The sequence below is a fragment of the Streptomyces sp. NPDC039736 genome (genome assembly GCF_055596485.1).
In genome coordinates, this window is the sequence record NZ_JBVIUQ010000008.1 from 146,062 (window position 1) to 168,516 (window position 22,455).

At 71.2% G+C, this 22,455-nt stretch carries 16 protein-coding genes; 7 read left to right on the forward strand and 9 right to left on the reverse strand.

All coding sequences use genetic code 11. The features are described 5' to 3' along the window. Window positions 1-347: 347 nt before the first annotated feature. The 6 genes from ACZ56L_RS24925 to ACZ56L_RS24950 form a co-directional block, all read right to left on the reverse strand. Window positions 348-1,409 (reverse strand): PAC2 family protein, encoded by a 1,062-nt coding sequence (locus ACZ56L_RS24925; protein ID WP_471066453.1) that lies wholly within the window; start codon window positions 1,407-1,409, stop codon window positions 348-350. Window positions 1,410-1,630: 221 nt separating this feature from the next. Next, window positions 1,631-2,302, reverse strand: coding sequence for a FadR/GntR family transcriptional regulator (locus ACZ56L_RS24930; protein ID WP_345224617.1), 672 nt, complete (start codon window positions 2,300-2,302; stop codon window positions 1,631-1,633). A 159-nt stretch (window positions 2,303-2,461) separates the two neighbouring features. Then, window positions 2,462-4,072 carry a glycerol-3-phosphate dehydrogenase/oxidase gene (locus ACZ56L_RS24935; RefSeq protein ID WP_345224619.1) on the reverse strand — a complete coding sequence of 537 codons (1,611 nt, stop codon included), beginning with the start codon at window positions 4,070-4,072 and terminating at the stop codon, window positions 2,462-2,464. Between the two features lie 102 nt (window positions 4,073-4,174). Beyond that, window positions 4,175-5,704 carry a glycerol kinase GlpK gene (gene glpK, locus ACZ56L_RS24940; RefSeq protein WP_345224622.1) on the reverse strand — a complete coding sequence of 510 codons (1,530 nt, stop codon included), beginning with the start codon at window positions 5,702-5,704 and terminating at the stop codon, window positions 4,175-4,177. 52 nt (window positions 5,705-5,756) lie between these two features. Further along, window positions 5,757-6,563: an MIP/aquaporin family protein gene (locus tag ACZ56L_RS24945; RefSeq protein WP_345224624.1), complete on the reverse strand. Its 807-nt coding sequence runs from the start codon at window positions 6,561-6,563 to the stop codon at window positions 5,757-5,759. 558 nt (window positions 6,564-7,121) lie between these two features. Next, on the reverse strand, window positions 7,122-7,886 hold the full coding sequence (locus ACZ56L_RS24950) for an IclR family transcriptional regulator (RefSeq protein ID WP_471066456.1): 765 nt from the start codon (window positions 7,884-7,886) through the stop codon (window positions 7,122-7,124). A gap of 393 nt (window positions 7,887-8,279) precedes the next feature. Between ACZ56L_RS24950 and metH the strand changes: the two genes are divergently transcribed. From metH to ACZ56L_RS24970, 4 genes are all read left to right on the forward strand, one after another. After that, on the forward strand, window positions 8,280-11,792 hold the full coding sequence (metH, locus tag ACZ56L_RS24955; RefSeq protein WP_471066458.1) for a methionine synthase: 3,513 nt from the start codon (window positions 8,280-8,282) through the stop codon (window positions 11,790-11,792). A 130-nt stretch (window positions 11,793-11,922) separates the two neighbouring features. After that, the gene (locus ACZ56L_RS24960; RefSeq protein ID WP_345224632.1) at window positions 11,923-12,624 is read left to right on the forward strand and encodes an HAD family hydrolase; all 702 of its coding nucleotides are present in this window, start codon (window positions 11,923-11,925) and stop codon (window positions 12,622-12,624) included. Window positions 12,625-13,061: 437 nt separating this feature from the next. Beyond that, the gene (locus tag ACZ56L_RS24965; RefSeq protein ID WP_471066461.1) at window positions 13,062-14,663 is read left to right on the forward strand and encodes an ABC transporter substrate-binding protein; all 1,602 of its coding nucleotides are present in this window, start codon (window positions 13,062-13,064) and stop codon (window positions 14,661-14,663) included. A 66-nt stretch (window positions 14,664-14,729) separates the two neighbouring features. Then, the gene (locus tag ACZ56L_RS24970; protein WP_401760868.1) at window positions 14,730-16,322 is read left to right on the forward strand and encodes an ABC transporter substrate-binding protein; all 1,593 of its coding nucleotides are present in this window, start codon (window positions 14,730-14,732) and stop codon (window positions 16,320-16,322) included. A gap of 104 nt (window positions 16,323-16,426) precedes the next feature. Here the strand turns inward: ACZ56L_RS24970 and ACZ56L_RS24975 are convergent, their stop codons facing one another. After that, complete coding sequence (locus ACZ56L_RS24975) at window positions 16,427-17,098, reverse strand: response regulator transcription factor (protein ID WP_345224640.1); 672 nt, start codon at window positions 17,096-17,098, stop codon at window positions 16,427-16,429. A gap of 288 nt (window positions 17,099-17,386) precedes the next feature. After that, on the reverse strand, window positions 17,387-18,244 hold the full coding sequence (locus ACZ56L_RS24980; protein ID WP_471066463.1) for a RecB family exonuclease: 858 nt from the start codon (window positions 18,242-18,244) through the stop codon (window positions 17,387-17,389). A gap of 185 nt (window positions 18,245-18,429) precedes the next feature. Here ACZ56L_RS24980 and ACZ56L_RS24985 point away from each other — a divergent pair, with 185 nt between their 5' ends. From ACZ56L_RS24985 to ACZ56L_RS24995, 3 genes are all read left to right on the forward strand, one after another. After that, window positions 18,430-20,322, forward strand: coding sequence for a site-2 protease family protein (locus tag ACZ56L_RS24985; RefSeq protein ID WP_471066465.1), 1,893 nt, complete (start codon window positions 18,430-18,432; stop codon window positions 20,320-20,322). 44 nt (window positions 20,323-20,366) lie between these two features. After that, window positions 20,367-21,278, forward strand: coding sequence for a tRNA (adenine-N1)-methyltransferase (locus tag ACZ56L_RS24990; RefSeq protein ID WP_345224645.1), 912 nt, complete (start codon window positions 20,367-20,369; stop codon window positions 21,276-21,278). A gap of 229 nt (window positions 21,279-21,507) precedes the next feature. Continuing rightward, window positions 21,508-22,113, forward strand: a complete 606-nt coding sequence (locus tag ACZ56L_RS24995) for a hypothetical protein (RefSeq protein WP_471066467.1) — start codon at window positions 21,508-21,510, stop codon at window positions 22,111-22,113. 14 nt (window positions 22,114-22,127) lie between these two features. Here the strand turns inward: ACZ56L_RS24995 and ACZ56L_RS25000 are convergent, their stop codons facing one another. Further along, complete coding sequence (locus tag ACZ56L_RS25000; protein WP_189828463.1) at window positions 22,128-22,448, reverse strand: ferredoxin; 321 nt, start codon at window positions 22,446-22,448, stop codon at window positions 22,128-22,130. Window positions 22,449-22,455: the final 7 nt, after the last annotated feature.

Sequence of the window (22,455 nt, forward strand, 5' to 3'; positions counted from 1 at the left end):
CGTACGCGGGTCGGGGCCCCGGTGGGCCCCGGCCCGCGTTCTCGTGGCCCGGGGGCGCGGCCGGCCACCGGCGCGTTCCGGCCGGAGCCCGCGTGCGGCGGGGGAGATGTGAGGGGGTGGTCGCGTTCTCCTGTTCCCAGGGACACGTGTCGGAAGCGGGCCCGGGCACGAGGAAGCGGACTTCGGGCGCGAGCAAGCGGATTCCGGACGCGAGCAAGCGCGTCCGGTGACGAAGAGGCGCGTCCGGGCGCGAACCAGCGCGTCCGGTGACGAGAAGCCGTGTCCGGACGCGGGTGAGGGGCGGCATCCAGGATGCCGCCCCTCACCCGTCCCGCCGCCCTACGGCTTCACTCTCCGCCGCCGGAGTCCCCGGACCCCGGCCCCGCCGAGGAACCGTCCGCGCCGCCGTCGTCACCGCCCCCGCCGTCCGGACCGCTCTCGTCCGTGCCCGTGCGGGGCTTCTTCGGCGGCCTGCTGCGGCCGCCGGAGGCGTCGCGCAGGTACGCCGCACCGCCGGTCGCCGTCTCACCGCCCTCCGTCGCGTGGGCGGCGCCGCCCGGTCCGGCCCCGGGGTCGCGCCGGCGCAGATACCGCTCGAACTCGCGGGCGATGGCCTCGCCGGAGGCCTCCGGCAGGTCCGCGGTGTCCCGCGCCTCCTCCAGCGACTGCACGTACTCCGCCACCTCGCTGTCCTCGGCCGCGAGCTGGTCCACGCCCAGTTGCCAGGCCCGCGCGTCCTCGGCCAGCTCGCCGAGCGGGACGCGCAGCCCGATCAGGTCCTCCAGGCGGTTCAGCAGGGCCAGCGTCGCCTTCGGGTTCGGCGGCTGCGACACGTAGTGCGGCACCGCCGCCCACAGGCTCACCGCCGGAACCCCGGCGTGCGTGCACGCCTCCTGGAGGATGCCGACGATGCCCGTGGGGCCCTCGTAGCGGGTCTCCTCCAGGTCCATCGTCCGTGCCAGGTCCGGGTCGGAGGTCACCCCGCTGACCGGCACCGGGCGGGTGTGCGGGGTGTCGCCGAGCAGTGCGCCCAGGACCACCACCATCTCCACGCCCAGTTCGTGCGCGAAGCCCAGGATCTCGTTGCAGAACGAGCGCCAGCGCATGGACGGTTCGATGCCCCGCACCAGCACCAGGTCGCGCGGTTTGTCGCCGCCGGTGCGCACCACGGAGAGCCGGGTCGTCGGCCAGGTGATCTTGCGTACGCCGTTCTCCAGAAAGACGGTCGGCCGGTTGACCTGGAAGTCGTAGTAGTCCTCGGCGTCGAGCGCCGCGAACACCTCGCCCTTCCACTCCCGGTCGAGATGGGCGACCGCTGCCGAGGCGGCGTCACCTGCGTCGTTCCAGCCTTCGAACGCGGCCACCATGACCGGGTCGACCAGCTCGGGAACTCCGTCGAGCTCGATCACCCAGCGCCTCCTTCATCCGTCTTCCTACGCTTCATACGGCGTTTCCCCCGTCCGAATCCCCCCACCTTACGCATGCGGGAAGCGTGCCCTCCGGGCACCGAATCAATCGAAATCGGCCAGATTGGAGACGTCCGATCTTCCTCACCGGAAGCAGACACTCCGCTTCTGTCACGCGCCGCACCGGAGGTCCGCGCGGCCCGTGCGGCACCCGGGCCGGGCCCCTACAGCGTCGACCTGAGCCACTGCTCCACGCTCGCGATGTGCACCGTCGCCCACGACCGCGCCGCCTCCGCGTCCCGGGCCCGCAGCGCCCCCAGGATCGCCCGGTGCTCGTGCAGGGTGCGGCTGATCGCGTCCTCCTGGGTCAGCCCGCGCCACACCCGCGCCCGGGTGGTCGGCCCGGACAGCCCGTCCAGCAGCGAGCACAGCACCGAGTTCCCCGCACCCCGTACGATCGCGCGGTGGAACTCCAGGTCGGCGGCGACCAGTTCCTCCACCGACGGCGCGTCGCCCAGCGCGTCGAGCTGCTCCTCCAGGGCGTCCAGCGCCGCGTCGTCGAGCAGCCCGCACGCCATCGCCGTCGCGGCCGGCTCCAGGATTCTGCGTACGGCCAGGAACTCCAGCACCGTGTCGTCGCGGTGGAAGTCCACGACGAAGCTCACCGCCTCCAGCAGGAGCTGCGGATCGAGGCTGGTCACGTACGTGCCGTCGCCCTGGCGGACGTCCAGGATCCGTATCAGGGACAGCGCCCGGACCGCCTCGCGCAGGGAGTTGCGCGACAGGCCCAGCTCGGCGGCGAGCACGCTCTCCTTGGGCAGCCGGTCGCCGGGACGCAGCGCACCCGAGACGATCATGCCCTTGATACGCTCGATGGCCTCGTCGGTGACGGCCATGGCCCGACCTCCTGCTCCGGCCCGGCCCACCGCCAGACATCCGACCTATGCTCGCACGCCGGACGCGGCCCCGGAGGCGGTATCACCGCGGGCCCGGAACACGACGGCGGGCGGACCCCCGAAGGAGCCCGCCCGCGCCGCCCGCCCGTGCGGCGGTGCCTACGCCTCCCGGCGCAGCACCCGCTCGACCTTCTCCCGTACGTCGTCCGTGGCCAGGCCCCGGATCGTCAGGGTGGTCCGGCGGCGCAGCACGTCGTCCGCGGTCTCCGCCCACTCGTGGTCGCGCGCGTACACCACCTGCGCCCAGATCTCCGGGGCGTCCGGGTGGATCCGCTCGGCCAGCGCGGGGTCGTCGGCGGCCAGGCGCGCGATGTCGAAGGACAGCGAACCATAGTGCGTGGCCAGGTGCCGGGCGGTCTCCGGGGCCATCCGCGGGCCGGGCGTCCCACCGTCCACCAGCAGCCGGTGCGCGACCGCGTTCGGGTTCGCGATGCCCGGCAGCGGCAGCTTCTTCGGCAGCTCGGAGATCGGCTCCATGTCCTCGCCCAGCGGGTGGCCGGGCAGCGAGGCCAGCTTGTTCATCACGGTGCGGCCGATGTGGCGGAAGGTCGTCCACTTGCCGCCGGCCACCGACAGCATCCCGCCGCGGCCCTCGGTCACGACGGTCTCGCGCTTGGCCTTCGAGGTGTCGCCGGGCCCGCCGGGCAGCACGCGCAGACCCGCGAAGGAGTACGTGATCAGGTCCCGCGACAACTGCTGGTCGCGGATGGAGAACGCGGCCTCGTCCAGGATCTGGGTGACGTCGCGCTCGTTGACGGCCACGTCCGCCGGGTCGCCCTCGTACTCCTCGTCGGTGGTGCCCAGCAGGAGCTGGTCCTCCCACGGCAGCGCGAAGGTGATCCGGTACTTGTCGATGGGGGTGGCCAGCGCCGCGTTCCACGGCGAGGTGCGCTTGAGCACCAGGTGCGCGCCCTTGGACAGGCGGATCGAGGGCGCGGAGTTGGGGTCCTCCAGCTTGCGCAGGTGGTCCACCCACGGGCCCGTGGCGTTCAGCACCAGCCGGGCGTCGACGCCGAACTCGGTGCCGTCCATGCGGTCCCTGAGCTCCGCGCCCGTCACCCGGCCGTGCGTGAAGCGCAGCCCCGTGACCTCGGCGTGGTTGAGGACGGTGGCTCCCGACGCGACGGCGGCGCGCACCGTCATGAGGGCCATCCGGGAGTCGTTCATCTGGTCGTCGCCGTAGACCGCGACGGCCTTCAGGTTGTCCGTGCGCAGCTCCGGCACGTCCTTGGCGGCGCGCGCCGGCGATATCACGTGCCCGACGCCGTCACCGAAGGCGGACAGCGCCGAGTACGCGAAGACGCCCGCACCCAGCTTGGCCGCGCCGTGCGGGCCCCCCTTGTACACGGGGAGGTAGAAGGTCAGCGGGTTCGACAGGTGCGGGGCCACGTCGCGCGAGACCGCACGCCGCTCGAAGTGGTTCTCCGCGACCAGCTTCACCGCACCGGTCTGGAGGTACCGCAGCCCGCCGTGCAGGAGCTTGGAGGAGGCGGAGGAGGTGGCCCCGGCGAAGTCGCCGGCGTCCACCAGCGCCACCCGCAGCCCGGACTGCGCGGCGTGCCAGGCGGTGGAGATGCCCAGGATGCCGCCGCCGATCACCAGGAGGTCGTACGTCGCCTTGGAGAGCCGCTCCCGGGTCTCGGCACGGCTCGCGGTGGAGCCGTCGTCCGGTCGCGCCCCGTGGGTCGGGCCGCTGTGCAGGGTGGTCATGTCGCTCGCTCCTCTTCGCAGACACTGCTTCAGATCTCGTTGCGCGGACCGCGGCGGATCCCTGTCGATCCGCCGCGCACCCGCCCGACCTGCGCAGTCGTGTCAGTTCTCGTCTTCTTCGAGCCAGCCCATGGTCCGCTCGACGGCCTTGAGCCAGCTCTTGTACTCGCGGTCCCGGGTGTCCGCGTCCATCCGCGGCGTCCACTCGGCGGCCCGGCGCCAGTTGGCGCGCAGCTCGTCGGTGGAGGACCAGAAGCCGACCGCGAGACCGGCCGCGTACGCCGCGCCCAGACACGTGGTTTCGGCGACCATCGGACGGACGACCGGGGCGTCCAGGAAGTCCGACAGGGTCTGCATCAGCAGGTTGTTGGAGGTCATGCCGCCGTCGACCTTCAGCGCCGTCAGCTCGACACCGGAGTCCTTGGTCATGGCGTCGGTGATCTCACGGGTCTGCCAGGCGGTCGCCTCCAGCACGGCGCGCGCGATGTGCGCCCGGGTGACGTACCGGGTCAGACCCGCGATCACGCCGCGGGCGTCGGAGCGCCAGTACGGGGCGAACAGACCGGAGAACGCGGGCACGAAGTACGCGCCGCCGTTGTCCTCCACGCTGGAGGCCAGCGTCTCGATCTCCGCGGCGGTCTTGATCATGCCCATCTGGTCGCGCATCCACTGCACCAGCGAACCGGTGACCGCGATGGAACCCTCCAGCGCGTAGACCGGCTTCTGCTCGCCGATCTGGTACCCGACGGTCGTCAGCAGCCCGTTGTAGGAGTTGACGGGCTCCTCGCCGGTGTTCATCAGCATGAACGTGCCGGTGCCGTACGTGGACTTTGCCTCGCCCTCGGAGAAGCAGGTCTGGCCGAACAGGGCCGCCTGCTGGTCGCCGAGCGCGGAGGCGACCGGCACGCCCTGGAGGACGCCGGACGCGGCGTGGCCGTACACCTCGGCGGAGGACTTGATCTCCGGGAGGACGGCGGCCGGGATGTCCATGGAGTGCAGGATCTTCTCGTCCCACGCCATCTTGTGCAGGTTCATCAGCAGGGTGCGCGAGGCGTTGGTGACGTCGGTGACGTGCACGCCGCCGTTCACGCCGCCGGTGAGGTTCCAGATGACCCAGGAGTCCATGGTGCCGAAGAGGATGTCGCCGGCCTCGGCCTTCTCGCGCAGGCCCTCGACGTTGTCCAGCAGCCAGCGGATCTTCGGGCCCGCGAAGTAGGACGCCAGCGGCAGGCCGGTCTCGCGGCGGAAGCGGTCCTGGCCGACGTTGCGGCCGAGCTCCTTGCACAGGGCGTCGGTGCGGGTGTCCTGCCAGACGATGGCGTTGTGGACGGGCTGACCGGTGTTCTTGTCCCAGAGCAGCGTGGTCTCGCGCTGGTTGGTGATGCCGATCGCCTTGACGTCGGCGGCGGAGATGCCCGCCTTGACGACGGCCCCGGCGACGACCTCCTGGACGTTCTCCCAGATCTCGGCGGCGTCGTGCTCCACCCAGCCCGGCTTCGGGAAGATCTGCTCGTGCTCCTTCTGGTCGACCGCGACGATGCGGCCGTCCTTGTCGAAGACGATGCAGCGACTGGACGTGGTGCCCTGGTCGATCGCGGCGATGAAGGGCCCTGCGGTGTGTGCGTCGGTCACGGTGTGCTCCTCGAAGTCTTGTGTCGTACGGCTCGGCAGGTCGGGCGCGGGGTCAGACGAAGGCGAGCTGGTGGATACCGCCCGCGATCGCCCCGCCGAGCAGCGGGCCGACCACCGGGACCCAGGCGTACCCCCAGTCGGAGCCGCCCTTGTTCGGCAGCGGGAGCAGCGCGTGCACGATGCGCGGCCCCAGGTCGCGGACCGGGTTGATGGCGTACCCGGTGGGACCGCCCAGCGAGAGGCCGATGCCGACGACCACGAACGCGGTGATCATCGCGCCCAGCACGCCCGGACCCTTGGGGTCGTCGGGGGACACGCCCGGGATCATCGACTGGGTGAGGATCGCCAGGACCAGCACGACCGTCGCTATGACCTCGGTCAGGAGGTTCTGCGCGGCGTGCCGGATCTCGGGACCGGTGGAGAAGACACCGAGCACCGGGCCGGCCTTCGGGGCGGTCTTCTGGTCGACCATGCCGTCCTCGGTGGGCTGCGCCGCGAGGATCTCCGGGTCGGTGAGGTGGGCGCGGAACTGGCCCGCGTACGTCGCCCAGACCAGCAGGGCGCCGATCATCGCACCGAGCAGCTGACCGGCGAAGTAGACGGGCAGGTCGCTCCAGGGGGTGGCGCCCTTGACCGCGAGGCCGACCGTGACGGCCGGGTTCAGGTGCGCACCCGAGAGACCGGCGGAGATGTACGCGGCGGTCAGCACCGCGAAGCCCCACCCGAAGGTGATGGCGAGCCAGCCGGCGTTGAACGCCTTCGAGCGCTTGAGCGTGACGGCCGCACAGACGCCGCCGCCCAGCAGGATGAGCACGGCGGTACCGATGGTCTCGCCGGTGAAGATGTCGAGGCTGGACACCCGCGACTCCTTTGTCCTTCGTCCAGGTTTCAAGGTCCTCGATGAGGGCCCCGTCGGTGCCTGGCTTGTCCCCACCCTAACTCTTATGCCGTTAGGTGTTCGACAATGCCGACCGATGAACGGCAGTTTTCACCCCCGTTACCGGCCCGTCAAGGGTTCTGTGAGGACCGTCCCAGACGGGGCCCCTCCGGGGGAAGGATCGGGGCCGTCCGGCGGTACGGACCGGAGCCGCCCGGCGGGGCGGGTGGGGGCCTATGGGCGGTGCGGGTCGGGGTCGCCCCGTGGGGCGGGTGGGGCCTCCGAGCGGCACGGGTCCGGGCTGCCCCGTGGGGCAGGTGGGGACCTCCGGGCGGCACGGGCCGGGGCTGCCTCATGGGGCGGGTGGGGGATTGCGGGCGGTGCGGGCCGGGGGCGCCCCGTGGGGCAGGTGGGGGCCTGTCGGCGGGGCGCGTCCGGGTGCCTTCCGTGCCGCCCCGCCCGCCGCGGGCCGGCTTCCCCCGCTGCCCGCCCCGCCCGCCGCGCGCCGGCGGCTCTCCGCGCCACCCGGCCGCCCTCCGCTCAGAAGCGCCCGGCGCCCAGGTCCCGCGACACCGCACGCGCGCAGTCCCGTACCGCCGCCACCAGCTCGGGCTTCAACTCGCCCCCGGGGCAGACCCGTTCGACCGCGCCCGTGATGCCGACCGCACCCACCGGCATCCGCCGCCGGTCGTGGATGGGCGCCGCGATCGACGCCACGCCCTCCCAGGTCTCCTCCACGTCACCGGCCCAGCCGCGCGCCCGCGTGAGGTCGAGCACCGCCTCGAAGTCCTCCGCCGAGGTCAGGGTTTGCGCGGTGAACGCCTCCCGGTCGTTGTCCGCGGCCTCGGTGTGCGCCACCGGGTCGTACGCGGACAGCACCTTGCCCAGCGCCGTGCTGTGCAGCGGCTGCATCGCCCCCACCTCCAGCACCTGACGGCTGTCGTCGGGCCGGAAGACGTGGTGCACGATCAGCACGCCCTGCTGGTGCAGCACCCCCAGGTACACGCTCTCGCCGCTGGAGCGGGCCAGGTCGTCCGTCCACACCAGGGCCCGGGCCCGCAGCTCGTGCACGTCCAGATAGCTGTTGCCGAGCCGCAGCAGCTCCGCCCCGAGCTGGTAGCGGCCCGAGGCCGCGTCCTGCTCCACGAAGCCCTCGTGCTGCAAGGTGCGCAGGATGCCGTGCGCGGTGCCCTTGGCGAGCCCCAGCGCGGCCGCCACCTCCGTCAGGCCCAGCCGTCGCTCACCGCCCGCCAGAAGGCGCAGCATCGCTGCCGCCCGTTCCAGCGACTGGATATTGCGAGCCATCGCCCGATCACCTCCACTGGGATTCGGCGGTCCCACAGTTGATACGTGCCGACGTTCGTCAATGCCGAACAGTATCGGCCGTTACCGACCCCTGTCACCGGGACGCCGGTCCCGCCATCAGCAGCGGACGGCCCCCGCCACCGGAGCCGACGGACCCCGCCGCCAGGAGTCGTCGTACCCCGCCGCCCGGAAGCCGGTGCGCCCCCCACGCACCCGCGGACCCACTCGTACCCGCACCCGCGGCCCGCCCCCGGACGCGCCCCGGCTCCCCGGGCCCGTCCGCCGACCGGGACAGCCGCGCATTTTCCCGGCCGTCCCGGCTACCCTGACCCGGTGCGCCCGCCGCCGGGCAGGCGCAAAGCCGACAGCCGTCGCAACCCTGGGAGCTCAACCATGGCCTCGTTGCCGAACCCGACGCTTGACGCCCGCAGCCGCGCAGAAGCCCTCCGCGAGGCACTCGCCACGCGGGTGGTGGTCGCCGACGGAGCGATGGGCACCATGCTCCAGGCACAGGACCCCACCCTCGAGGACTTCCAGGACCTCGAAGGCTGCAACGAGATCCTCAACCTGACGCGCCCGGACATCGTCCGCAACGTGCACAAGGAGTACTTCGCCGTCGGCGTCGACTGCGTCGAGACCAACACCTTCGGCGCCAACCACTCCGCCGCCAACGAGTACGAGATCGCCGACCGCATCGTCGAACTCTCCGAGTCCGGCGCCCGCATCGCCCGCGAGGTCGCCGACGAGTTCACCGCCGCCGACGGCCGCCAGCGCTGGGTGCTCGGCTCCATCGGCCCCGGCACCAAGCTGCCCTCCCTCGGCCACACCACGTACGACGTCCTGCGCGACGGCTACCAGCAGAACGCCGAGGGCCTCCTCGCCGGCGGCGCCGACGCCCTCATCGTCGAGACCACCCAGGACCTCCTCCAGACCAAGTCGAGCCTCGTCGGCGCCCGCCGCGCCATGGACGCCCTCGGCTTCCAGGTCCCCCTCATCTGCTCGCTCGCCTTCGAGACCACCGGCGTCATGCTGCTCGGCTCCGAGATCGGCGCCGCGCTCACCGCCCTGGAACCCCTCGGCATCGACCTCATCGGCCTCAACTGCTCGACGGGGCCCGAGGAGATGAGCGAGCACCTGCGCTACCTGGCCCGCCACTCGCGCACCCCGCTGATGTGCATGCCGAACGCGGGCCTGCCCGTACTCACCAAGAACGGCGCCCACTTCCCGCTCGGCCCCGAGGGCCTCGCCGACGCCCAGGAAGCCTTCGTCAACGACTACGGCCTCTCCCTCATCGGCGGCTGCTGCGGCACCACCCCCGAGCACCTGCGCCAGGTCGTCGACCGCGCCCGCGGCCTGACCCCCGCCGTCCGCGACCCGCGCCCGGAGCCCGGCGCCGCCTCGCTCTACCAGACGATGCCCTTCCGCCAGGACACCTCGTACCTCGCCATCGGCGAGCGGACGAACGCCAACGGATCGAAGAAGTTCCGCGAGGCCATGCTGGACGGGCGCTGGGACGACTGCGTGGAGATGGCCCGCGACCAGATCCGCGAGGGCGCCCACATGCTCGACCTCTGCGTCGACTACGTGGGCCGCGACGGCGTCGCCGACATGAAGGAACTCGCCGGCCGCTTCGCCACCGCCTCCACCCTCCCCATCGTCCTGGACTCCACCGAACTGCCCGTGCTGCGCGCCGGACTGGAGAAGCTGGGCGGACGCGCCGTCATCAACTCCGTCAACTACGAGGACGGCGACGGCCCCGAGTCCCGCTTCCAGCAGGTCACCAAGCTGGCCGTCGAGCACGGCGCCGCCCTCATCGCCCTCACCATCGACGAAGAGGGCCAGGCCCGCACCGTCGAGCACAAGGTCGCCATCGCCGAGCGCCTCATCACCGACCTCACCACCAACTGGGGCGTGCGCGAGTCGGACATCCTCATCGACGTCCTCACCTTCACCATCTGCACCGGCCAGGAGGAGTCCCGCGGCGACGGCATCGCCACCATCGGCGCCATCCGCGAACTCAAGGCACGCCACCCCGACGTGCAGACCACGCTGGGCCTGTCCAACATCTCCTTCGGCCTCAACCCCGCCGCCCGCGTCGTCCTCAACTCCGTCTTCCTCGACGAGTGCGTCAAGGCGGGCCTGGACTCCGCGATCGTGCACGCCTCCAAGATCCTGCCCATCGCCCGGCTGGAGGAGGAGCAGGTCAAGGCCGCCCTCGACCTCGTCTACGACCGCCGCGCCGAGGGCTACGACCCCCTCCAGAAGCTCATGGAGCTGTTCGAGGGCGTCAACATGAAGTCCATGAAGGCCGGCCGCGCCGAGGAGCTCATGGCGCTGCCGCTCGACGAGCGCCTCCAGCGCCGCATCATCGACGGCGAGAAGAACGGCCTGGAGGCCGACCTCGACGAAGCCCTCCAGGACACCCCCGCCCTGGACATCGTCAACAACACCCTGCTCGAAGGCATGAAGGTGGTCGGCGAACTCTTCGGCTCCGGCCAGATGCAGCTGCCGTTCGTCCTCCAGTCCGCCGAGGTCATGAAGACCGCGGTCGCGTACCTGGAACCCCACATGGAGAAGTCCGACGACGAGGGCAAGGGCACCATCGTGCTCGCCACCGTCCGCGGCGACGTCCACGACATCGGCAAGAACCTCGTCGACATCATCCTCTCCAACAACGGCTACACCGTCGTCAACCTCGGCATCAAGCAGCCCGTCTCCGCGATCCTGGAGGCCGCCGAGGAGCACAAGGCCGACGTCATCGGCATGTCCGGCCTGCTGGTCAAGTCCACGGTGATCATGAAGGAGAACCTGGAGGAGCTCAACCAGCGCAAGATGGCCGCCGACTTCCCGGTCATCCTGGGCGGCGCCGCCCTCACCCGCGCCTACGTCGAGCAGGACCTCCACGAGATCTACGAGGGCGAGGTCCGCTACGCCCGCGACGCCTTCGAGGGCCTGCGCCTCATGGACGCCCTCATCGGCGTCAAGCGCGGCGTCCCCGGCGCCGTCCTCCCCGAACTCAAGCAACGCCGCGTGCCCAAGCGCGACACCCCCCTCCCGGAGGTGGAGGAGCAGCCCGAGGGCCCGGTCCGCTCGGAGACCGCCACCGACAACGCGATCCCCGAGCCGCCCTTCTGGGGCACCCGCGTCATCAAGGGCATCCCGCTCAAGGAGTACGCCTCCTGGCTCGACGAGGGCGCCCTCTTCAAGGGCCAGTGGGGCCTGAAGGAAGCCCGCAAGGGCGGTCCCTCGTACGAGGAGCTCGTGGAGAGCGAGGGCCGCCCGCACCTGCGCGGCTGGCTCGACAAGCTCCACACCGAGGGCCTCCTGGAAGCCGCCGTCGTCTACGGGTACTTCCCCTGCGTCTCCAAGGGCGACGACCTCGTCCTGCTCAACGAGGACGGCAGCGAGCGCACCCGCTTCTCCTTCCCCCGCCAGCGCCGCGGCCGCCGCCTGTGCCTCGCGGACTTCTTCCGCCCCGAGGAGAGCGGCGAGGTAGACGTCGTCGGCCTCCAGGTCGTCACCGTCGGCTCCCGCATCGGCGAGGAGACCGCCAAGCTCTTCGAGGCCAACGCCTACCGCGACTACCTGGAACTGCACGGCCTGTCCGTCCAGCTGGCCGAGGCCCTGGCCGAGTACTGGCACGCCCGGGTCCGCTCCGAGCTCGGCTTCGCCGGCGAGGACCCCTCGGACGTCCAGGACATGTTCGACCTGAAGTATCGCGGCGCCCGCTTCTCGCTCGGCTACGGGGCCTGCCCCGACCTGGAGGACCGCGCCAAGATCGCCGAGCTCCTGCAGCCCGAGCGCATCGGCGTCCACCTCTCCGAGGAGTTCCAGCTCCACCCCGAGCAGTCCACCGACGCCATCGTCATCCACCACCCCGAGGCGAAGTACTTCAACGCACGGTAAGCCGGGACACCCGAACAGGGAAACGCACGTTCACCGGGCCGGACGTACACTGGTCGGCCCAGTGCAGGCCGGTCGCCCCTCCCACTCGGAGGGCGGCCGGCCTTCTCGTCCCTCCAGGAGGTGTGCCCGAATGACCAGCACGGTCCCCGCGCCGACGACCACCACGGCCGAAGACTCCGCACTCCAGGCGGTCTTCCTGGACATGGACGGCACCCTCGTCGACACCGAGGACCTCTGGTGGGACGCCGAGAAGGCGGTCTTCGCCGGCCTCGGGCACCAGCTCGACGAGTCCTGGCGGAGCGTCGTCGTCGGCGGCCCCATGACCCGCAGCGCCGGCTTCCTCATCGAGTCCACCGGCGCCGACATCACCCTCCCCGAACTCACCGTCGCCCTCAACGACAGCTTCGAGGCCCGCATCGGGCGCGGCGTGGCGCTCATGCCGGGCGCGGCCGCCCTGCTGGCCGAGCTGCGGGCGTACGACATCCCCACGGCCCTCGTCTCGGCCTCCCACCGGCGCATCATCGACCGCGTCCTGGAGTCGGTGGGCCCCGACGCGTTCGCCCTGACCGTCGCGGGCGACGAGATCGCCCGCACCAAGCCGCACCCCGACCCCTACCTGCACGCCGCCGCCCGGCTCGGCGCCGACCCCGCCCGGTGCGCCGTCGTCGAGGACACCGCGACGGGAGTGGCCTCCGCCGAGGCGGCCGGCTGCCGGGTCGTCGCCGTCCCCTCCATCGCGCCGATCGCCCCCGCCGACGGCCGGGTCGTCGTCGGCTCGCTGGAAGAAGTGAATCTTGCATTTCTCCGCACACTGTTCCCGGCAAGCCACTGAACCGGCCATCCGGAGCGTCCCGCCGGAAATGCGGAAACACAGCGGAACGGCACGTGCGGCATGAGTGAGATCAGGGATGAGGAATTCACTCCTCCGTAAATGTATTCATGAGGTGAGGTTGGTCACCAGACGGCCCGCCGACAGGGGCCCCGGCACGGGAGAATCCCCATCGGCGGGCCGTTTCACGTTCCCTTGTGTCCGGATTCATTGATCCATGTACGAAAAATTCACCGCTTCCGCGCCCACCGGCACCCCTTGCCCCCGCACCGCACAGCGGTCGGCCCCGGGCCCGCACCGCACTAATCTCGACGCGAGAACTTCGCCGCAGATCATCGCGGTTCGGCAACCGGCCCGGGCCGCCCGCCCCAACAAGCGGAAATAGGCGAAGTGTTCGTACAAAGCCGCATGACGGTGCCGGTCGAGGGAGAACTTCCAGGATGAACCGCAAGACTCTGGTGCTGCCGGCAATAGCCGTACTGGTCACCCCCGTACTGGCCGCATGCGGCGGTCCGGACTCTGCCGAGAACGCGGGCAAGCCCATCGTCGTGGGCACCACGGACAGCTTCGTCGCCACCAAGACCGCCCCGGCCCCCTTCGACCCGGCCCACGCCTACGACGTCGGCGCCTGGAACGTCCTGCGCCAGACCCACCAGACCCTCATGCGCGTCCCGCGCGGCGGCGGCGAACCCGTCACCGAGGCCGCCGAGTCCTGCGGCTTCACCGACACCAAGAACACCAGCTACCGCTGCAAGCTCCGCGGCGGGCTCACCTTCTCCGACGGCCAGGCGCTCAACGCCGCCGACGTGAAGTTCTCCGTCGAACGCTCCCTGAAGATCCAGGACAAGAACGGCCCGGTCTCCCTCCTCACCAACATCGACCTGGTCGAGGCCAAGGGCGAGAACGAGGTGGTCTTCCACCTCAAGACCCCCGACGCCACCTTCCCCTACAAGCTGGCCACCCCCGCCGCCGCCATCGTCGACGACAAGACGTACGCCCGCGACAAGGTCCGCGCCGGCTTCGAGGTCAGCGGCTCCGGACCGTACACCGTGCGCATCGACCACAGTGGCGACACCTTCACCAAGGCCGTCTTCACCAAGAACCCCCGCTACCAGGGCGGCGTCAAGCTCAACAACGAGAAGGCCGAGATCCGCTCCTACAAGGACTCCGAGTCCATGGAGAAGGCCCTCAAGAGCGGCGAGATCGACATGATGTCGCGCACCATCACGCCCCAGCAGATCAAGGACCTCGCCGACAAGCAGGACGGGGACATCAAGCTCGTCGAACTCCCCGGCCTGGAGATCCGCTACCTCGGCTTCAACACCGAGGACCCGGCCGTCAAGAACAAGGCCGTACGCCAGGCGATGGCCACCGTCCTCGACCGCACCGCCCTCGCCCGGAGCGTCTACGGCGAGACCGCCGAGCCGCTCTACTCGATCATTCCCACGACCATCGCCGGCCACAAGAACTCCTTCTTCAACAAGTACCCGGCAGGCGACGTGAAGAAGGCCGCCGAAACGCTGCGCGCCGCACGTGTCAACGGCCCCGTCAAGCTCACGCTGACGTACACCACCGACCACTACGGCTCCGCGACCAAGAAGGAGTTCGAGGTCCTCCAGAAGCAGCTCAACGACTCCAAGCTCTTCGCCGTGGACATCAAGGGCGTGCCCTGGAGCACCTTCAGCGAGGACCAGAAGGCCAACAAGTACGCCGTCTACGGCATGGGCTGGTTCCCCGACTTCACGGACGCCGACAACTACGTCGCCCCCTTCCTCGACAAGGCGAACTTCCTCAACAGCCCCTACGCCAACGACGAGATCCGCTCCACCCTCATCCCGCAGTCCCGCCGCGAGCAGGACCGCGGAGCCGCCACCCAGGCCTTCGAGCAGATCCAGGACATCGTCGCCCGGGACGTCCCGCTGCTCCCGCTCTGGCAGGGCAAGCAGTACATCGCTGCCCGCAGCGACATCACCGGCACCGAATGGGCCGTCAACTTCGCCGCCGACCTCCAGCTCTGGGAACTCGGCCGCGGCGTCGCCTGACCCCGGCCCTTCCCCCTCGCCCTCTCCCCGTACGACCACCCCCCCCACGAAAGTCTGAGACACGCGGTGCAGATACGTAACTGGCCGACGGCCCTCCTCACAGCGGGACTGTCGGCCGGCCTCCTGACCGGTTGCGGCTCCACCAGCGGCACCGACGGCGGCTCCACCAGCGGCACCGGACAGCCCGTCACCATGGGCATGTCCGACGAGATCAAGGCCACCGACCCGGCCTCCGGCTACGACCCCGGCTCCTGGCTGCTCTTCAACAACGTCTTCCAGTCCCTGATGGCCTTCCCCAAGGGCGGCTCCGAACCCCAGCCCGAAGCCGCCCAGAACTGCGCCTTCGACAAGGGCAACACCGTCTACCGCTGCACCCTGCGCGAAGGACTCGCCTTCAGCAACGGCAACCCGCTCACCTCCAAGGACGTCAAGCACTCCTTCGAGCGCACCCTGAAGATCAACGACCCCGCCGGCCCGGCCGTCATGCTCTCCAGCATCAAGAGCATCGACACCCCCGACGCCACCAAGGTCGTCTTCTACCTCAAGGTCCCCGACGCCACCTTCCCCAGCAAGATCGCCTCCGGCGCGGGCTCCATCGTCGACCACCGCACCTACCCGGCCGACAAGCTCCGCACCGACGGCAAGGCCGATGGCTCCGGCCCCTACCGGCTCGACACCTTCGACAAGAGCAAGGCCGTCTTCGCCGTCAACGACCGCTACCGCGGCGCCGCGAAGATCAACAACACCGGCATGACCGTCAAGCTCTTCCACGACGACCGGGCCGCCCTCGCACAGTCGCTCAAGAAGGGCGAGATCGATTTCGCCTACCGGGGCCTCACTGCCAAGAACATCTCCACCGCCGAGGCCGAGGCCCTCGGCGGCGACCAGCGCCTGGACCCCGTCGAAGGCAGCAGCGCCGAGGTCCACCACCTCGTCTTCAACGTCAAGGACCCCGTCGCCGGCAAGCCCGGCGTCCGCCGCGCCATCGCCCACCTCATCGACCGCGAAGCCCTCGTCCGCGACGTCTACCGGTCGACGGCCACCCCGCTGTACTCGATCGTCCCCGCGGGCGTCACCGGCCACAACACCGCCTTCTTCAACCGGTACGGCGGCCGCCCGCAGCCCGCCAAGGCCCGCCAGGCCCTGCGCGACGAAGGCATCACCACCAAGGTCAAGCTCACCCTCTGGGCCACCCCCAGCCGCTACGGCCCCGCGACGGTCGAGGAGTTCAAGACCCTCGCCAAGCAGCTCAACCGCAGTGGCCTCTTCGACGCGAACGTCAAGACGGTCGAACAGGGCCAGTACGAGAAGGACATCGCCGCCGGGAAGTACGGCGTCTACGTCAAGGGCTGGGTCCCCGACTACCCCGACCCCGAGAACTTCACCCAGCCGTTCTTCGGCAAGGGCAACGTCGTCTCCAACAACTACGAGAACACCGAGATCACCGACAAGCTGCTCCCCGGCACCGCGGCCGCCGCCGACCGCGGCTCCACCGCCGAGGCGTTCGACCGCCTCCAGAACATCGTCGCCGAGGACGTCCCGCTGCTCCCGCTCTGGCAGGGCAAGCAGTACGCCGTCGCCCGCTCCAACATCTCCGGCCTGGAGTGGACCCTCGACACCTCGACGGTCTTCCGCTTCTGGGAGATCAGCAAGAGCTGACGCCTTCCGGGACACGGGAGCGGGGCCGGGCGGAACACACTCCGCCCGGCCCCGCCCCCGTACCGCCAGTACCTGCCGTGCTCGTGCGGCAGCGCGTGCCGTTCCTACTGCGCGCCCGGCCGCACCAGGCCGCTCTCGTACGCGAACACCGCGGCCTGCACCCGGTCGCGCAGCCCCAGCTTCGTCAGCACATGACCGACGTGCGTCTTGACCGTCGTCTCGCTCACGAACAGGTCCGCCGCGATCTCCGCGTTCGACAGCCCGCGCGCCACCAGCTTCAGGACCTCCACCTCACGGTCGGTCAGCGTGTGCAGGGTGTCCGGCATCTCGTCCTCACCCGACGGCAGGTGGTCCGCGTACTTGTCCAGCAGGCGGCGCGTGATGCTCGGCGCCAGCATCGCCTCACCGGCCGCCACCACCCGGATCGCCTGCACCAGCTCGTGCGCGGGGGCGTCCTTCAGCAGGAAGCCGCTGGCTCCCGCCCTGAGGGCCTCCACCACGTACTCGTCCAGGTCGAACGTCGTCAGCACGAGCACCTTCGCCGGACCGTCCCGGCCCGGCCCGGTGATCTGCCGGGTCGCCTCCACCCCGTCCATCCGCGGCATCCGGATGTCCATCAGCACCACATCGGGCTGCAAGGCCCGCACCTGATCGAGCGCCTGCAAACCGTCACCGGCCTCGCCGACGACCGCAAGATCCTGCTCGGCCTCCAAAATCATCCGGAAACCGGTGCGCAGCAGAGGCTGGTCGTCGACCAGTAGGACGCGGATCGCCACAGGAACTCCTTCATTAGACCGGCCCCATTCTGCCCTGTGCGCGGATCGGTGCGTCCGGGCGCGGGTGCTGGGGGGGGGAGTCGCGGGCGGGTGCGTGGCGCATGTCACGTGCGGGTGCGTCGTGGCGGGTGCGCGTCCTGTGCGGGTGCCTCATGGCCGGCGGGCATTCGGTGCGGGTGCGTCGTGGCTGGTCGCGCAGTTCCCCGCGCCCCTGATGGCCTGCCGTGCGGGCAGCCGTCCCCTGCGGCGCGGCCGCCCCCCTCCCGGCGAGTGCCTGCGCCGGTCGCCCTACTCCGCCAGCGCCTGCCTCGGCACCACCGGCAACGGATACACCGGGGGAGTGCCCCCGAAGTCCGGACACACCGCCTGGTGATCACACCACCCGCACAGCTTCGTCGGCCGCGGCCGCCATTCCCCCGTCTCCGTCGCCTCCACGATCGCCTCCCACAGCGCGTGCAGCTTGCGCTCCATCCGCTCCAGATCCGCCTCGTTCGGGTCGTACGTCAGCACGTCTCCACTGCCCAGGTACACCAGCTGAAGCCTGCGCGGCACGATCCGCTTCCACCGCCAGATCACCAGCGCGTAGAACTTCATCTGGAACAGCGCGCCCTCCGCGTACTCCGGACGCGGCGCCTTCCCCGTCTTGTAGTCGACGATCCGCACCTCACCCGTCGGCGCGACGTCCACCCGGTCGATCACCCCGCGCAGCCGCAGCCCCGACTCCAGCTCCGTCTCCACGAAGAGCTCCCGCTCGGCCGGCTCCAGACGCGTCGGATCCTCCAGCGTGAACCACTTCTCGACCAGGTCCTCCGCCTGCCCCAGCCACCGAGCCAGCCGCTCGCCCTCGGCGTCGTCCGCGAACAGCCCGGCCAGCTCGGGCTTCGACTCCAGCAGCCGGTCCCACTGCCCCGGCACCATCGCCCGCGCCCGCGGCGCCGTCCGCTCCACCGCGGGGTCGTCGAACAAGCGCTCCAGGACGGCATGGACCAGCGTGCCCCGGGTAGCAGCCTCACTCGGCTTCTCCGGCAACTTGTCGATCACTCGGAACCGGTACAGCAGCGGACACTGCATGAAGTCGCTCGCCCGCGACGGGGACAACGACGCGGGCCGCCTCGCCACGTCCGCAGGACCGCTACTCGTATTCATGACTCAGACCCTACGACCCACCACTGACAACGCCCGCCTACCATCGACGGCAGACCCCGTCGCACTGCATGATCGGGGCATTGCCCCGCACAACGGCACCAGGTCGACACAGGCTTCAACAAAGATTTACCCGACGGCGCAGCACCCGGCACCACCGACGAGACGCCAGCCAACGAAGGGACACCGTGGACGAGAGCGGCGACAGCGGACGCCCCCACATCGGCGCGGACGACACCCGCCCCGACGCCACCCGCCCCCCGGGCCCGGACGCCACCCACGCCTCCGACCCCACCGGCACCCGCGTCCCCGGCCCCGACACCACCGGCACCCCCGGCCCCGACGGCAGCCGCGCCTCCGGTCCCGGCGGCAGCCACGTCTTTGGCCCCGACGGGCCCCGGGCCTCCGGCCCTGACGGCAGCCGTGCCCCCGGTTCCGAGGCCACCCGCGCCTCCCACCCTGACGGCAGCCGCGCCCCCGGCTCCGAGGCCACTCGCGTCTCCGGTTCCGGCGGCACTCGGACGCCTGGCTCCGACGGCAGCCGCGTCCCCGGCCCCGACGCCACCGGTACCCCCAGTCCCCGCGTCCCCGGCCCCGACACCACCGGCACCCCTGGCCCCGACGGCAGCCGCGCCCCCGGTCCCGACGGCATCCGTACGCCCGGTTCCGATGGCACCCGCGTCTCCGGCCCCGACGCCGTCGGCACCCCTGGTCCCGAAGGCCCCCGCGCCTCCGGTCCCAGCGGCACTCATACGCCCGGCCTCGACGACACCCGCGCCCCCGACGCCACCGGCACCCCCGGTCCCGACGGCCCCCGCGCCCCCGGTCCTGACGGCAGCCGCACCCCCGACCCCGCCCCCACCCCCGGCGGCCCGACCAGCACGGGCGCAGCCCCCGCCCCGTCGGCGTCCGCCGAGCGGTCCAGCAATCCCGGCGGCGGTCTTCTCATGGGCCGTCCCTTCGGGGTGCCCGTCTACGTCGCCCCGAGCTGGTTCCTCGTCGCCGCCCTCATCACCTGGGTCTTCGGCGGCCAGCTCGACATCGTCCTGCCCGAGCTCGGCGCGGCCCGCTACCTCGTCTCCCTCTTCTTCGCCGTCGCCTTCTACGCCTCCGTACTCGTCCACGAACTCGCCCACACCGTCGCCGCCCTCCGCTTCAAACTCCCCGTACGGCGCATCCAGCTCCAGTTCTTCGGCGGCGTCTCCGAAATCGAGAAGGAGACCGAGACCCCGGGCCGCGAATTCGTCCTCGCCTTCGTCGGACCCCTCCTCTCCCTCGCCCTCGCCGGACTCTTCTACTGGGCCATGGACCTCGTCGAAGCGGGCACCGTCCCCGGCGTCCTGCTGGCCGGCCTGATGATCTCCAACCTCATCGTCGCCGCCTTCAACCTCCTCCCCGGCCTCCCCCTCGACGGCGGCCGCATGCTCCGCGCCGTCGTCTGGAAGATCACCGGCAACCCCATGACCGGCACCGTCGCCGCCGCCTGGGTCGGCCGCGCCCTCGCCGTCGCCGTCCTCATCGGCCTCCCCCTCCTCACCCACACCGGCGCCCTGGGCAACAAGACCCAGGACATCACCGGCATGGACACCGTCCTCGACGCACTCCTCGCCGCGATCCTCGCCGCCATCATCTGGACCGGCGCCGGAAACAGCCTCCGCATGGCCCGCCTGCGCCAGCACCTCCCCGACCTCCGCGCCCGCACCCTCACCCGCCGCGCCGTCCCCGTCGAACCCGCCACCCCCCTCTCCGAAGCACTCCGCCGCGCCAACGAAGCAGGCGCCCGCGCCCTCGTCGTCGTCGACGGACACGGCACCCCCACCGCCGTCGTCCGCGAAACCGCCATCGGCAACGTCCCCGAACACCGACGCCCCTGGGTCGCCGTCAGCGGCCTCGCCGCCGACCTCACCGACGACATGCGCATCCCCGCCGAACTCGCCGGCGAAGCCCTCCTCGACCGCCTCCGCGCCGCCCCCGCCACCGAGTACCTCGTCATCGAGGAGACCGGCGAGATCTACGGGGTCCTCTCCACCGCCGACGTCGAGCGCGCCTTCGTCAAGGCCATGGCCCGCCCCCGCCCGTGACCACCGCGGTGAGAAGGCATCCCAGCAGCCGGTAGGCTGGTCACATGTCCGAACCGACCGGTGCCGCCCGCCGACGCGGGCCCTTCAAGGTCGGGGACCAGGTCCAGCTCACTGACCCCAAGGGCCGCCACTACACGTTCACGCTCGAAGCCGGGAAGCAGTTCCACACCCACAAGGGTGCCTTCTCGCACGACGAGCTGATCGGGGCGTCCGAGGGCAGTGTTGTCCGAACCACGGGAAACGTCGCCTACCTGGCGCTGCGCCCCCTGCTCCCCGACTACGTCCTGTCCATGCCCCGCGGCGCCGCCGTGGTCTACCCCAAGGACGCGGGGCAGATCCTGGCCTTCGCCGACATCTTCGCCGGCGCCCGCGTCGTCGAGGCGGGAGTGGGCTCCGGAGCGCTCAGCGCCTTTCTCCTGCGCGCCATCGGCGACCACGGAATGCTGCACTCCTACGAGCGCCGCCAGGACTTCGCGGACATCGCCCGGGGCAACGTCGAACGCTACTTCGGCGGCCCCCACCCGGCCTGGACCCTCACCGTCGGCGACCTCCAGGACAACCTCTCCGACACCGAGGTCGACCGCGTCGTCCTCGACATGCTCGCCCCCTGGGAGACCCTGGAGGCCGTCTCCAAGGCCCTGGTCCCCGGCGGCATCCTCTGCGCGTACGTCGCCACCACCACCCAGCTCGCCCGGACCGTCGAGTCCATCCGCGAGATCGGCTGCTTCGCCGAACCCCAGCCCTGGGAGTCCATGGTCCGCAACTGGCACGTCGAAGGACTCGCCGTCCGCCCGGACCACCGCATGATCGGCCACACCGGCTTCCTCGTCACCGCCCGGCGCCTCGCCGACGGCGTCGAGCCCCCCATGCGCCGCCGCCGCCCCTCCAAGGGCGCCTACGGCGACGACTACGAAGGCCCCAACAAGGAGCGCGGCTCCAGCGAGGCCCAGGGCTGAGCCCAGGCACCGCACCCGCAGCCGCCCCAACAGACCGGCGCCGCCGTCCCGTTCCCGTACCGACACGGAAACGGGACGGCGGCGTCTTTTCGTTGCCCGCCCCCACCGATCCGTTCTCTGTACGAAGTCCCACCCCCGGCATTCCCACCCCCCGCCCCGTGTGGCACGATTCCGGCACCCCTCCCGTCGCCGGCGCCCCTCCCGGCACAGCCCCACAGGAGACCCCCGCGTGCCGAACACCGCGCTCCCGGACCTCGCACACACCCGGCCCCGCGCGATGCACTGGCTCGCCACCGCAGCCGCCACCGCAGCCGTCGTGGCCCTCGCCGGACTCCTCCAGCCCACCGCCGCCACCGCCTCCCAGACGGCGGCCGGCAACGCACCCCAGGCCCCGGCGGCGGCCCGCCCCGCCCCCGACCCGGCCACCGCCACCTACCCCCTGCGCTGCCGCGCCGGCAAGCCCGTCGTCGTCCACCGGGCAACCGGCGACCTCGACGGCGACAACGCCCCCGAAACCGTCGCCGCCGTCCGCTGCGAGACCGGCATGGGCACCCCGTCCACGGGCATCTACGTCCTCACCGGAGCCGGAAGCGATGCCGGAGCCGCAGCGGAAAACGGAACCGGCGGCCGCGTCGTCGCCACCCTCCTCGACCCCGCCGACCAGCAAAACGCCACCGGCCTCACGATCACCGGGCGCGCCGTCACCGCGACCCTCCTCGGCTACTCCTCCGAAGCCGTCGCCCGCTGCTGCCCCGACACCAGGCAGCGCACCACATGGCAGTGGCGGAACGGAAAATTCCTCCGCTCCGCCACCACCGACGCCCGCAGCGTCTGAGGACCGGTCCCCGCCTACTCGGCGTCCGGCCCGTACACCTCGACCCTGTCCGAAACCCGACGCACATGAATGCAGTCGCCCGGGCACTCCTTCGCCGAATCCACGACATCGTTCAGCAAGGTGAGCGGAACCGGCGTCGTCGCACCGGGCGACTGCAGCAACTCGTCGTCACCGCTCTTCACATACGCCAGACCGTCGATGTCGAGCTCGAAGACCTCCGGCGCGTACTGCGCGCAGATCCCGTCGCCGGTGCAGAGGTCCTGATCGATCCACACCTCGAGAGGGTCGCCGACCTGGGCGCCGTCCGCGGTGGGAGCCTCTTCCTGCACGGTCATATCTCCT